11 protein-coding genes, 1 tRNA gene and 1 pseudogene are annotated in these 12,336 nt (G+C 69.5%); 5 read left to right on the top strand and 8 right to left on the bottom strand.

The window, feature by feature from the left end:
• Window positions 1-136 precede the first annotated feature (136 nt).
• Window positions 137-355, top strand: a pseudogene (locus PV679_RS24505) (IS110 family transposase); the annotation flags it as partial.
• A gap of 385 nt (window positions 356-740) precedes the next feature.
• On the opposite strand, the gene PV679_RS24500 reads toward PV679_RS24505, so the two are convergent.
• Window positions 741-814, bottom strand: a tRNA-Thr gene (locus tag PV679_RS24500).
• A 297-nt stretch (window positions 815-1,111) separates the two neighbouring features.
• Between PV679_RS24500 and PV679_RS24495 the strand changes: the two genes are divergently transcribed.
• The 3 genes from PV679_RS24495 (at window position 1,112) to PV679_RS24485 (ending at window position 3,644) form a co-directional block, all read left to right on the top strand.
• Window positions 1,112-2,233 (top strand): sn-glycerol-3-phosphate ABC transporter ATP-binding protein UgpC, encoded by a 1,122-nt coding sequence (locus PV679_RS24495; RefSeq protein ID WP_319682540.1) that lies wholly within the window; start codon window positions 1,112-1,114, stop codon window positions 2,231-2,233.
• 233 nt (window positions 2,234-2,466) lie between these two features.
• Complete coding sequence (locus PV679_RS24490; protein ID WP_319682539.1) at window positions 2,467-2,889, top strand: hypothetical protein; 423 nt, start codon at window positions 2,467-2,469, stop codon at window positions 2,887-2,889.
• Window positions 2,890-2,927: 38 nt separating this feature from the next.
• Window positions 2,928-3,644, top strand: a complete 717-nt coding sequence (locus tag PV679_RS24485) for a nucleotidyltransferase family protein (RefSeq protein ID WP_319682538.1) — start codon at window positions 2,928-2,930, stop codon at window positions 3,642-3,644.
• 191 nt (window positions 3,645-3,835) lie between these two features.
• On the opposite strand, the gene PV679_RS24480 is transcribed toward PV679_RS24485, so the two are convergent.
• The 7 genes from PV679_RS24480 to PV679_RS24450 form a co-directional block, all read right to left on the bottom strand.
• Window positions 3,836-5,422, bottom strand: coding sequence for a DoxX family protein (locus tag PV679_RS24480; protein ID WP_319682612.1), 1,587 nt, complete (start codon window positions 5,420-5,422; stop codon window positions 3,836-3,838).
• Window positions 5,423-5,670: 248 nt separating this feature from the next.
• Window positions 5,671-6,621: a 23S rRNA (guanosine(2251)-2'-O)-methyltransferase RlmB gene (gene rlmB, locus PV679_RS24475; protein ID WP_319682537.1), complete on the bottom strand. Its 951-nt coding sequence runs from the start codon at window positions 6,619-6,621 to the stop codon at window positions 5,671-5,673.
• 151 nt (window positions 6,622-6,772) lie between these two features.
• Complete coding sequence (gene cysS, locus PV679_RS24470) at window positions 6,773-8,173, bottom strand: cysteine--tRNA ligase (protein ID WP_319682536.1); 1,401 nt, start codon at window positions 8,171-8,173, stop codon at window positions 6,773-6,775.
• Window positions 8,174-8,315: 142 nt separating this feature from the next.
• Window positions 8,316-8,720, bottom strand: coding sequence for a PPOX class F420-dependent oxidoreductase (locus PV679_RS24465; protein ID WP_319682535.1), 405 nt, complete (start codon window positions 8,718-8,720; stop codon window positions 8,316-8,318).
• A gap of 126 nt (window positions 8,721-8,846) precedes the next feature.
• Entirely contained in the window at window positions 8,847-9,353 is a 507-nt protein-coding gene (gene ispF, locus PV679_RS24460) for a 2-C-methyl-D-erythritol 2,4-cyclodiphosphate synthase (protein WP_319682534.1), read from the bottom strand.
• Window positions 9,343-10,089, bottom strand: coding sequence for a 2-C-methyl-D-erythritol 4-phosphate cytidylyltransferase (gene ispD / locus PV679_RS24455; protein ID WP_319682533.1), 747 nt, complete (start codon window positions 10,087-10,089; stop codon window positions 9,343-9,345). The genes ispF and ispD overlap by 11 nt, the downstream gene beginning before the upstream one ends.
• A gap of 369 nt (window positions 10,090-10,458) precedes the next feature.
• The gene (locus PV679_RS24450; RefSeq protein WP_003953493.1) at window positions 10,459-10,941 is read right to left on the bottom strand and encodes a CarD family transcriptional regulator; all 483 of its coding nucleotides are present in this window, start codon (window positions 10,939-10,941) and stop codon (window positions 10,459-10,461) included.
• 588 nt (window positions 10,942-11,529) lie between these two features.
• Here PV679_RS24450 and PV679_RS24445 point away from each other — a divergent pair.
• Complete coding sequence (locus tag PV679_RS24445) at window positions 11,530-12,219, top strand: DUF461 domain-containing protein (protein WP_319682532.1); 690 nt, start codon at window positions 11,530-11,532, stop codon at window positions 12,217-12,219.
• Window positions 12,220-12,336 lie beyond the last annotated feature (117 nt).

The following is a 12,336-nucleotide window of genomic DNA, read 5'->3' as shown; positions in this document are numbered from 1 at the left end:
CGTCATGTTTTTCGCGGTCCTGCGATGGGGCCGCTGGCCTCCGGGCCCGGTATGACTGTTTCCCCCTGTCGAAGGGATGGCCTGGGGGGTGTCACCGGGCCCGAGGGGTGCCGTTGGAGACGCTGATGGGAGGGACCCCAGCTTGGAGCGCGTCCTCGGGCCCCGCCTGGACCACCAGACCGTCACCTGGCTCCTCGAACGCCACGGCTCCCCGGCCGCCCTGCGGAGAGCCAGCCGCCCCAGACTCGTCGAAGTGATCCGGCCCAGGGCCCCGCGCATGGCAGGGCGGCTGATCAACGAGGTCTTCGACGCGCTCGACGAACAGACCGTCGTCGTTCCCGGGACCGGCACCCTCAAGGCGAGCTTCTGGGCGTCTCCGATCTCCAAGACTCCTCCAGCGTCGGTACAGCAAAAGCTACCCAGTCGACCGGAACGAGGAGTCCTAGCAACGATGGGCATCCGCTTCTTGCCCGTCCCCCAGAACCACACTGAGGCCGGCTGAACCCTTACAGGCAGCCCTGCTTGGCGACCCTTGTGGGAATGGAACAACGACAAAGCAGTCGGCGAGATGCCTCTGAGCATCCTCTTGGCCAACGCCGTGCACGCCCCTTGCCCGTTTGGCCACCAGTCGGCCACCGGAGGGCGCGCGGCCGGGCTCCAGAGCTCACGCAGCACGGAAAGTAAGGTCACAGAACAATAAAAAGGCCAGGTCACGGGCTACGCGACCTGGCCTTCCACAGAGCCCCCTGTCGGATTCGAACCGACGACCTACGCATTACAAGTGCGTTGCTCTGGCCATCTGAGCTAAGGAGGCATTTCATGCACGTCAAAGCCACGCGCGAAGGTTCTGACACTCTACACAGCGCCCGGCCGCCCCAGCCACCGAAGTTGTGCGTCTCCGGAGAGGTCGCGAGTGCGCCGCGCCGGCCCGGGTCGGAACCGGGTCAGAAATGTCACCGTCCCCGGACTACTGACAGATCCCTGATCCGGGAGTACCGTCACCTCCAGTTCACCCAGGTGGACTAGACCCTTCTTCCGCCCTCCGGCGGGAGACCCATTCCTTTACTCGGATCGTCCGGCACGTTCCTGCCGGTGAGGGGAAGACAGCGCCATGGCAACTGTTTCGTTCGACAAGGCAACCCGTATCTACCCGGGTTCCACCAAGCCCGCCGTCGATCAGCTTGAGATCGAGATCGCGGACGGCGAGTTCCTCGTGCTGGTCGGGCCCTCCGGCTGTGGCAAGTCGACCTCCCTGCGCATGCTCGCGGGTCTTGAGGACGTCAACGGCGGCTCCATCCGCATCGGTGACCGCGATGTCACGCACCTGCCGCCGAAGGACCGGGACATCGCCATGGTGTTCCAGAACTACGCGCTGTACCCGCACATGTCGGTCGCCGACAACATGGGCTTCGCGCTGAAGATCGCCGGTGTGAACAAGGCCGAGATCCGCAAGAAGGTCGAAGAGGCCGCGAAGATCCTCGACCTCAGCGAGTACCTGGACCGCAAGCCGAAGGCGCTCTCCGGTGGTCAGCGCCAGCGTGTGGCGATGGGCCGCGCCATCGTGCGTGAGCCGCAGGTGTTCCTCATGGACGAGCCGCTGTCGAACCTCGACGCCAAGCTCCGTGTCTCCACCCGTACGCAGATCGCGTCGCTCCAGCGCCGTCTCGGCATCACCACGGTGTACGTGACCCACGACCAGGTCGAGGCCATGACCATGGGTGACCGGGTCGCGGTCCTCAAGGACGGTCTGCTGCAGCAGGTGGACTCGCCGCGCAACATGTACGACCGCCCGGCCAACCTCTTCGTCGCCGGCTTCATCGGCTCCCCGGCCATGAACCTGGTCGAGGTGCCGATCATCGACGGCGGTGTGAAGTTCGGCAACAGCGTCGTCCCGGTCTCCCGTGAGGCGCTCGCCGCCGCCGCGGAGAAGGGCGACAAGACCGTCACGGTCGGCGTCCGCCCGGAGCACTTCGACATCGCGGTCGACGGCGACGGCGGTGCGCTCTCCAAGGACGCCCCGGCCGGTCTGGCCGTGACCGTCAACGTCGTCGAGGAGCTGGGCGCCGACGGTTACGTCTACGGCACCGCCGACCTCGGCAGCGAGAAGAAGGACCTCGTGGTCCGCGTCAACGGCCGCGCCGTGCCGGAGAAGGGCGCCAAGCTGCATGTCGTGCCGCAGGCCGGCGAGACGCACGTCTTCTCCACGTCGACGGGCGAGCGCCTCACCGACTGACAGCCTTCGGCCGGTTCAAACCACTGACGCGCCCGCGTCGGACAACGGCGCGAAATCGTCCGCACGGCCCCGCACTCCGGTGCGGGGCCGTTTGCGTCTGTCGACAAATACCCTGACACACTGGCCATTTCGGACAGGGGTCGTCCACGCTCAATTCGAAAAGACCTATCGAACCATCCCTCGGGCGAGTGACTAAATGTCGCCAAATCATCACTGGCCGCTACGCTCGCTGCGTGACCCACACTGCCCGCCGTATCGGCCGAACTCTTGCTTTCGTACTGCCCGTCGTCCTGGTGCTCTCCGGGACCCTCGCGGTCGCCCGTGTTCCGTGGGCGTCCGGCAACTCCGAGTCGCAGATCCTGACCGCTTCCTCGGACACCGCCTCGGTCCGGGCCAAGTCCCGTACCCCGCAGGACATTCTGCGCGACAAGCTGCTCGCGGAACTCCAGGAGAAGGACCCGGGGATCGCTCTGACGCATCTCCAGCGCCAGGTCGAGGAGCGTCCGTCGCTCGCCAGGCACTGCATGTCGATCGCCCGCGCCCTGGGCCGCGCCGCCGTGGCGACGTACGGTCCCACCCGCGCCCAGTCGTTCTCGCGTCCCGTGTGCGACACGTCGTTCGCGTACGGGGTGTCCCAGCAGACCGCGGGGAGCTGACCGCTTCCTCCCTGTCCGCCCCGCCTATCGTTCACGGCATGCATACGTTTCCGACGCAGGCCGTGGTCCTCGCGGGCGGCCAGGGGTCGCGGCTGCGCCCGTACACCGACGACCGTCCCAAGCCGATGGTCGAGATTCCCGGCACGGGGACCCCGATCATCGGCCATCAGCTTGCCTGGCTGGCCGCCGAGGGCGTGACCGATGCCGTCATCTCGTGCGGCCATCTCGCCGAAGTCCTGCAGGAGTGGCTGGACTCGGCCGACCTTCCGCTGCGTGTGACCACCGTGGTGGAGCCCGAGCCTCTGGGCCGTGGCGGAGGCCTCAAGTACGCCGCCGCCAGGCTGCCGGAGCCTGAGCGGCCCTGGTATGCGACCAACGGCGATATCTGGACGCGTTTCTCGCTGCGCGACATGGCGGCGTTCCACGCCGAGCGTGACGCCACGGCCACACTGGCGCTGGCCCGGCCGCGAATTCCGTGGGGCGCCGTCGAGACGGATGAGTTCGGCCATGTCCTCGACTTCATCGAGTCGCCTCCGTCGCCGTATCTGATCAACGCCGGCGTGTATGTGTTCTCCGCGGCGTTCGTCGAGCTGCTGCCGGACCGCGGCGACCATGAGCGGACGACGTTTCCGCGGCTCGCGCGTGAGCGGAGGCTGGCGGGTTTTCCGCTGCCGAACGGAGCGTACTGGCGCGCCATCGACACGGCGAAGGACCTCACGGAAGCCGCCAAGGAGCTTGGCGCCACGGCCCGCTGAGGCCGTACGAGATCCGCCGTACGAGACCGCCGTACGAGACCGCCGTACGGAGATCCGATGTACGGAGATCCGATGTACGAGATCCGCGCCACGGAGACCCGCCGTACGCGGACATGGCGACGGTCCTGAGCGCGGACGAAGGGGCGGCCTCCCTCACCGGTGGCCGCCCCTCCGTCGTCCGTACCCCGGCGTCAGCCGAGAAGGCCGCCGATGGGGTTGCTGTTGCTGCCGCCGGAGGAGGAGCCGCCGCCGGATCCGCCGCCGTCGCTGCCGCCGGATCCGCCACTTCCGTCACCCGGCCCGCCCGAGGCGGACGGTCCCTGGCTGCTGGACGGAGGCGGGGCCTGCTCGACCGGCTGCGAGGGTCCTCGGCCCGTGCCCTGGGTCTGGCTGGGCTGCTGCCGGCTCTGCCCGGCGCCGCCGGTCTCGCGGACGCTGCCCTGGCCCGGCATGGACTGCTCGGCCGAGGGACTGCCGGATCTGGTCGCGGACGGCTCGGACGGCTTGCCGCTCTTCGGGTCGTCGCTGTCGGGCGAGCCGGACGCGCGGCTGCCGCGCGGGGTCTCGGGCAGCGGCACACCGGGAAGCTGGTTGACCGGGTCGTGGTTGGGTCCCGGCACGGTGACCATGTCGGAGGACCGTACGGCGCCGCCGAGGACCGAACCGATCAGCAGGGTGAGGCCGATGACGACGGTCGCGACGGCGGCGCCGCGGCGCAGGACATGGCGCCGGAGGTCCCAGATCTCCGAGCGCGGTCCGAGCTTGCGCCAGGCCTCGCCCGCGAGACGCCCGTCGATGGAGTAGACGGGCGCGCCCGCGATGATCAGCGGCGACCAGGCGGCGAGATAGATGATGTCCGGCGCGTCGTACGCCGGGACGGTCCGCCAGCTCACGGTGAGCAGCAGCGCGGCCGACAGCAGCGCGCCGAGGCAGCCGGCGACCCGCTGCCAGAGGCCGAGGACGGTGAGTACGCCGGCCACGATCTGGAGGAAGGAGATGCTGAGGCCGGCGCCGACGGGATGGGAGAGCGCGAAGTCCCTGAGAGGTTCGGCGAGGGCCCACGGGTGCAGGGAGTTCAGCCACTTGACCATGGAGCCGCGTTCGCCGCCGTCGAAGTAGACGGGGTCGCAGAGCTTGCCCATGCCGGCGTAGATGGAGATGAAGCCGAGGAAGACGCGGAGCGGGAGCAGTACGACGCCGAGGTTCATCCGGCGGCCGGGGTAGTAGGCGTGCCGGACGGTGGCGGCGTCGGCGGCCCGGGTGCCGCCCGCCGCGTGCCGCTGCGGGCGGGACCGGTCGGCGAAGTCGGTGGTGAAGTCCCGGTCGAGGCCGAGGCCCGCGGTGTCGTACGGCTCCGGCTCCGGCAGGTCGTACGCGCCGACGGCCTGCCGCATCGGCGGCAGCAGCGGCGTGCGAGCGGTGCGGGGCCGTGCGCCGCCGACGAGCGGGGTCGGCATCGTACTGTCGTCGTCGAGGTCGAGCCGGGGGATGACCTGGGTGGCGCCGGTGTCGTAGCCCCTCTCCGGCACATCGTGGTAGGCGCCGCGCGGCCGTAGCACGGAGGAGTTCCGTACGGCCTGGAGAAGTCGGGTCGCTCCGGGATCGCCCGGCTCGGACTTGCCGCTCCAGACGACGGGGGCCCGGCGGCGCGCCGTCCCACCGGCGCCGCTCATGGCGGGAATGCGTGCGGTGCTGGGGCGCTGGGCCGATGCGAGCTTCACCCGGAAGCTGGCGTGGTTCACGATGACCTGCGCGGGATCGGAGTCCACTTTGAGCATGCTCAGCGGGGGCTGATCATCGAACCCGGGCCGGGGCGTTCTGGTGTCCACACTCATCTAACCGAGTGACTTGTGTTTAGGACACTGCCTTGACGCGCGGGAAATGTCCGAGGCCCGTCAAGATCACCAAGCAGGGCCGTTCGGGTGGTGGTTCCGGCGCGCGGCGAAGGCGCCCGAGTCCGCGGCGAGGCCCTGTCGCGGAGTCGGGCGGGCCCTGGTCAGAGCCCCGGCGGGAGCCGCGCGCGGCCTCAGACGCGGCGGCGGGACGCCTCGTACAGGACCACTCCGGCCGCGACTCCGGCGTTCAGCGATTCCGCGCCGCCCGGCATCGGGATCCGTACGCGGAAGTCGCAGGTCTCGCCGACCAGCCGGGACAGGCCCTTGCCTTCGCTGCCGACGACGATCACGACGGGACCGCCGAGGGCTTCGAGGTCGCCGACCTCGGCCTCGCCGTCCGCCGCGAGGCCGACGACCAGCAGGCCGGCCTTCTGGTACGCCTCCAGCGTGCGCGTGAGGTTGGTGGCGCGGGCGACCGGCGTACGGGCCGCCGTGCCGGCCGAGGACTTCCAGGCACCGGCGGTCATACCGGCGGCGCGCCGCTCCGGTACGACGACACCGTGGCCGCCGAAGGCGGAGACGGAGCGGACGACGGCGCCGAGGTTGCGCGGGTCGGTGATGCCGTCGAGGACAACGATCAGCGGGTCCTCGCCCTCGTCGAAGGCGGCGGCGGCGAGATCATCCGGGTGCGCGTACTCGTAGGGCGGGACCTGAAGGACGAGCCCCTGGTGGTTGAGGCCGTTCGTCATCCGGTCCAGCTCGGGCTTGGGCGCCTCCATCAGATGGATGCCGCCGCGGTCGGCCGCGAGCTGGAGCGCCTCGCGGACGCGCTCGTCGTTGTCGATGAACTGCTGGACGTAGAGGGTCGTCGCGGGCACGCCGTCGCGCAGCGCCTCGAAGACGGGGTTGCGGCCGACGACCATCTCGCTGCTGCCCTTGCCGCCGCGGCGGGCGATCTGGCGCCGGGTGGTATGCCGGGCCTTGGCGTTGGCGGCACGGTTCTGGACATGGCCCTTGCGGGCGGACGCGGGCGGCGTCGGGCCCCTGCCCTCAAGGCCGCGGCGTCGCTTGCCACCGCTGCCGACCTGCGCGCCCTTCTTGTTGGACGTGCGGCGGTTCCTGCGCTGGCTGTTTCCGGCCATGACCTACCTGTTTCGTTGCTTCTCGTTGTTTCCGGCGTGTCCGGCGTGTCAGACGTGTCAGACGTGCGTACGAGCCGTACGCGGCGTTCCTGTGTGTATCAGCGTACGTAACGGTGCCGCCCGGGCGGACCGGGCGGCACGGTCGGCGGGATCAGCGCGGGCCGAGGGTCCAGCGCGGCCCCGAGGGGCTGTCCTCGATGACGAGGCCGGTCTGCTGGAGCTGGTCCCTGATGGCGTCCGCGCTGCCCCAGTCCTTGCGGCCGCGCGCGGCCTCGCGCTGTTCGAGGACGAGCCGTACAAGGGTGTCGACGACGCCGTGGAGGTCTTCGCCGCGGTCGGCCTCGCCGGCCCAGTGCGGGTCGAGCGGGTCCAGGCCGAGGACGCCGAGCATCGCCCGCACCTCGGCGAGCCGGGCGACGGCGGCTTCCTTGTCATCGGCGGCGAGCGCGGAGTTGCCCTGGCGGACGGTGGTGTGGACGATCGCGAGGGCGCCCGGGACGCCCAGGTCGTCGTCCATGGCCTCGGCGAAGGCGGGCGGCACCTCGACGGCGGGATCGACGACTCCGCCGGCCTTCTCTGCGACGCGCTGGATGAAGCCCTCGATCCGCGCGAAGGCGGATTCGGCCTCGCGCAGCGCTTCCTCGCTGTACTCGATCATCGAGCGGTAGTGCGGCGTGCCGAGGTAGTAGCGCAGGACGATGGGCCGCCAGTGCTTGACCATCTCGGAGACGAGCACCGAGTTGCCGAGGGACTTGGACATCTTCTCGCCGCTCATGGTGACCCAGGCGTTGTGCACCCAGTACGCGGCGAAGTCGTCGCCGTACCCCTTGGCCTGCGCGATCTCGTTCTCGTGGTGCGGGAAGATCAGGTCGAGGCCGCCGCCGTGGATGTCGAAGGCGGCGCCCAGGTACTTGTGGGCCATCGCGGAGCACTCCAGGTGCCAGCCGGGACGGCCGCGTCCCCAGGGCGTCTCCCAGCTCGGCTCACCGGGCTTGGCTGCCTTCCACATCGCGAAGTCCCGCGGGTCCCGCTTGCCGGTCTCGCCTTCACCGGACGGCTGGCGCAGATCGTCGAGGTCCTGGTTGGACAGCTCCAGATAGCCGGGAAAGGACCGGACGTCGAAGTAGACGTTGCCGTCGGCCTCGTAGGCGTGGCCGCGCTCGATGAGGCCGCGCATCATCTCGGTCATCTCGGTGATGTGGCCGGTGGCGCGCGGTTCGTAGGTGGGCGGCAGGCAGCCGAGGGCGTCGTAGCCCGCGTTGAACGCGCGCTCGTTCTCGTAGCCGATGGCCCACCACGGGCGTCCCTGCGCGGCCGATTTGGCGATGATCTTGTCGTCGATGTCGGTGACGTTGCGGATGAACGTCACGTCGTAGCCGCGGTACTCGAACCAGCGGCGCATGATGTCGAAGTTCAGTCCCGACCTGATGTGCCCGATGTGCGGTGCGGCCTGCACGGTGGCGCCACACAGGTAGATCGAGACACAGCCCTGCGTGAGCGGGACGAAGTCGCGGATCTGCCGGGCGCCGGTGTCGTACAGCCGAATAGTCACCAGACAAGGGTAGTGCGCCTGGGGTAGTGCCCCGCGACCCTTTGGGCCGCGGGGACACACAAGCGTGACACTTATGGCCTCTCGGCCGTGTCATTCGTCATGCCCCGGGCATACCTCCGGCGTTGTCTCAAGGGCTGAGACATCAGATCCGGCCGACGACCTTACGCGGAGTGACACGGATGACGACGCGCTCGTTGTCCTGCGCGGAGTCCGGGTTGAACTCGGCGTACGGCTTGCCCATGTACTTGAGGGACAGCTCGTCGATCAGCTCCTGGCCTCCCTCGGTGGTGAGGGTGGCGGAGCCGCGGATCTCCGCGTAGGTGTACGGCGCGTCGACGGGCTGTACGACGACCGTCACCCGTGGGTCGCGGCGCAGGTTCTGTTCCTTGCGCCGGCCGACGGTGGTCGAGATGAGCAGTTCGTCTCCGTCGCGCTTGACCCAGACCGGCGACACCTGAGGACTGCCGTCGGGCTGGATGGTGGCGATGTTGACGAAGACCGGCCCGTCGAGGAGTTGCTTGAGCTGGTCGGAGAGTGCGGCTGCCATGGGTGCCTTCCTGCAACTGAGGCGATGGCCTCAGGCGCGGAGCCCGCGCCTGAGACCGGTGGTCACGGCTGTACCAATACCCAACGACGTCCCGCGGCCCAAGCCCCATGGAGGCATTTCGGCCTGTCAGCGCGTACGGACCAGCAGCGCCGTGGCGATGGCGGCCAGCCCTTCGCCGCGGCCGGTGAAGCCGAGCCCGTCCGAGGTGGCGGCGGAGACCGAGACGGGAGCGCCGGCGGCCTCGGAGAGGACCTTCTGCGCCTCTTCCCGCCGTTTGCCGATCTTCGGCCGGAGTCCGACGACCTGTACGGCGACATTGCCGATCGTGAAACCGGCGTCCCGCACGATCCTGGCGGCCTCCGCGAGGAGGGTGAGCCCCGGCGCTCCGGACCACTCGGGCCGGCCGGTGCCGAAGTGCGCGCCGAGATCGCCGAGGCCCGCCGCGGAGAACAGCGCGTTGCAGGCGGCGTGGGCGACGACGTCCGCGTCGGAGTGGCCGGCCAGGCCGGGGCCCTCGTTCTCCCAGCGGAGTCCGGCACACCAGAGCTCGCGGCCCTCCTCGAAGGCGTGGATGTCGGTGCCGATCCCGACGACCGGAAGCACCATGGACGGCGAAGTCGCGTCAGAAGCCATCGTTGGCCCTCCTCCGGGCGAGAACCGCCTCGGCCAGCACCAGGTCCAGCGGCCGGGTCACCTTGAACGCCTCCTCGTGGCCGGGCACCACCACGACCGGGGCGCCGAGCCGCTCGACCATACCGGCACAGTCCGTCGCGCCCTCACCCACCGCCGGCACGGTCCGGTGGGCGCGCTGGAGCGTGTCGCGGTCGAAGCCCTGCGGCGTCTGTACGGCGCGCAGCAGGGCCCGGTCCGGCGTGGCGACGACCGGTTCCGGCTCACCCTTCGCCCGGGGCTCGACCTGCTTGACGGTGTCCGCGAGGGGCAGCGCGGGCACGACGGCCGGCGCTCCGTCGCGTACGGCCTCGACGACGGCGTCCACGGTGTCGACGGGCACGAGCGGGCGGGCCGCGTCGTGGACGAGGACGGTGGTGATGCCGTCGGGGAGGGCCTCGACGCCGAGTCGTACGGATTCCTGGCGGGTCTCTCCGCCGGGCACGACGAGATAGTCGGTGCGCTCGGGCAGCGCGTGTTCGTCGAGGAGGTTCTTCACCTCGGCGGCGCCGTCCGGCGGCGCGACCACGACGACGAGCGAGACCGCGCGGGAGGCGGCCATCGCGCGGACGGCGTGGACCAGCATCGGTGTGCCGCCCAGCGCCCGGAGCGCCTTGGGGGCGCCCGGGCCGAGCCGTACTCCCCGGCCTGCTGCGGGGATCACCGCGGCGGTGCGGTGCGGACTGGCTTGGTCTGACATCGGTTGCACTCCGGCAGGTTTGTTTCCTCGGCCGACATGGGTATGGCCCCTGCGTGCCTGGCGCGACGCCTTGACCGGACCCTTCCGTGACACATGGTTGAGGCGGGCCGCGCGGGCAGCCGGGCCGGGCTCGCCGTAACCGGAACACGGTATCGGCGGGACGGCGCGGATATCTGGACAGCGCGGGATATCGGTTGTGCCGAATGCGCCGATGTGTACGGGAGATGTGCACAGAATGTCGGCCGGGATGCGGGTATACGGACATGCCGCAGCGCCCGGCGACACAGCTTTTCCTTATTGCTGGTCAGCGGGCACCGCGGCATTCACTGCGTTGTACGACACGCGCTGCTGGAATGGCAGCGTCATGATTCAGGACGCGAGGACCTCGTCGAGCAGAGCCTCGGCCTTGTCTTCATTCGTGTTCTCCGCGAGAGCCAGCTCGCTGACAAGAATCTGCCGCGCCTTGGCGAGCATGCGCTTCTCACCTGCGGAGAGTCCGCGCTCGCGCTCCCGACGCCACAGGTCGCGAACCACTTCAGCGACCTTGATGACATCGCCGGAGGCGAGCTTCTCCAGATTTGCCTTGTATCGACGGGACCAGTTCGTCGGCTCTTCGGCGTAAGGCGCTCTGAGCACCTCGAAGACCCGGTCCAGCCCGTCCTGACCGACCACATCGCGTACGCCGACGAACTCCGCATTGTCCGCCGGAACACGCACCGTCAAGTCGCCTTGGGCGACCTTGAGCACCAAGTAGGTCTTGTCCACGCCTTTGATCTGGCGAGTTTCGATGGCCTCGATCAGCGCGGCCCCGTGATGGGGATAGACCACGGTGTCGCCTACCTTGAACGTCATGTGACAGGTACCCCTTCCGTGGCTATCCAGGGTAACACGAGAATGGCTTCTTCTGAATGGCGTTTTCGCAGGTCAGGGCGCATCTCAGGGCTTGACAACAGCGACACGAACGTGCTGCGGACGGCTTCCGGAAGGGGGTATTCGCAGGTCGGAGCCACTGCGCGGGCGCGCGGAAACGCGCGCGTCACCCACCGCACAACACCCCGCGAAGAGGTTGAACGTCCCGATTTGCCGGATTCCAGACGGGGAACTTCATGTACTCCGTTCGGATGTCGCTCACCCGTACGGACGGAACTGAGACGGAAGTACGACGGAAGTGTGAGAGTTTCTGAATTTGATCACCACGGCTCCCGGCACGGTATTCGTAAGGAATGTGTGGCGCCCGGAGGAATTGATCACCGGCGTTATGTGAACGGCCGCGAAACCGCCTGATGAGGACGCATGGCGGCCGGGCCGGAGCGGGCCGACGGCGGCAGGAGGCGGGTCGGGTGCGGGGCGGCGACGACGGCTCGGTAACCTGAGCCCGCTGAACACCTTCAGCTCGTCCACCAGCCCCTCCGTCCGTACGTCCTAGGAGTTGCCGCCGCCGTGAGCCGCAGCCTTCGACGCGGCGCTCTCGCCGCTACTGCCATCGTGTTCTCGCTTGCCTCGCTCTCCGCGTGCGCGGCCGGCAACAACGCGCAGACACTCGGCGTCAAGCCGGACAGCGCCGCCACCTCCGTCGACGAGATCACCATCCAGAACGCGACGGTCGTCACTCAGCCCGAGGCCGACGCGGAAGGTCCGGCGGTCGTCACCGGCACGGTCTTCAACAACGGCCGCGGCGCGCAGACGCTCGACGCGATCAAGCTTCCCGGCACCACCGCCACGGTGACGCTGTCGCCGGCCAAGGGCTCGGGCCCGGTCACCGTGCCGGCCGGCGGATGGGTGCGGTTCGGCGGCGCGGGCAACGCCTCCGCCATGATCGAGAACGGCCGCGAGGCCGCGCGCAACGGCGATGTGCAGCAGGTCGTCTTCACCTTCAGCAAGACCGGTGACGTGGGCCTGCGCGCCCTTGTCTCGCCCGCGACGAGCTACTTCGAGGGCGTCGGTCCGAGCACGCTGCCGACACCGTCCACGCCGCCCGCCGCGCCCGGTGGCGAGTCACCCTCCGGGTCTCCCTCGGGCACGCCGTCGGACTCCGCGTCCGGCGCCACCACGGAGTCCGGCGAGACCGGCTCGCCGGAGACACCGACGGACTCCGCGTCCGCGTCCTCCTCGCAGAACACGGTCGGCTGAGACGCCGGCACCGTAAGGGCCACAGCCATACGTGTCACCACGCGGTTTACGGCTCGAACTTGTAGCCCAGGCCACGCACCGTCACCAGATACCGCGGCGCGCCCGGGTCCGGCTCGA

Source organism: Streptomyces sp. AK02-01A, assembly GCF_033795305.1.
Lineage (GTDB): Bacteria > Actinomycetota > Actinomycetes > Streptomycetales > Streptomycetaceae > Streptomyces.
The sequence above is the reverse complement of the archived record's forward strand: the minus strand, read 5'-3'. Positions and strand labels throughout refer to the sequence as shown.

Bases quoted from the DNA above. Each gene is read 5' to 3' on its own strand.
- PV679_RS24495 (WP_319682540.1), top strand. From the start codon at position 1,112: ATGGCAACTGTTTCGTTCGACAAGGCAACCCGTATCTACCCGGGTTCC.
- PV679_RS24485 (WP_319682538.1), top strand. From the start codon at position 2,928: ATGCATACGTTTCCGACGCAGGCCGTGGTCCTCGCGGGCGGCCAGGGG.
- PV679_RS24480 (WP_319682612.1), bottom strand. From the start codon at position 5,422: ATGCTCAAAGTGGACTCCGATCCCGCGCAGGTCATCGTGAACCACGCC.
- rlmB (WP_319682537.1), bottom strand. From the start codon at position 6,621: ATGGCCGGAAACAGCCAGCGCAGGAACCGCCGCACGTCCAACAAGAAG.
- PV679_RS24465 (WP_319682535.1), bottom strand. From the start codon at position 8,720: ATGGCAGCCGCACTCTCCGACCAGCTCAAGCAACTCCTCGACGGGCCG.
- ispF (WP_319682534.1), bottom strand. From the start codon at position 9,353: ATGGCTTCTGACGCGACTTCGCCGTCCATGGTGCTTCCGGTCGTCGGG.
- ispD (WP_319682533.1), bottom strand. From the start codon at position 10,089: ATGTCAGACCAAGCCAGTCCGCACCGCACCGCCGCGGTGATCCCCGCA.
- PV679_RS24450 (WP_003953493.1), bottom strand. From the start codon at position 10,941: ATGACGTTCAAGGTAGGCGACACCGTGGTCTATCCCCATCACGGGGCC.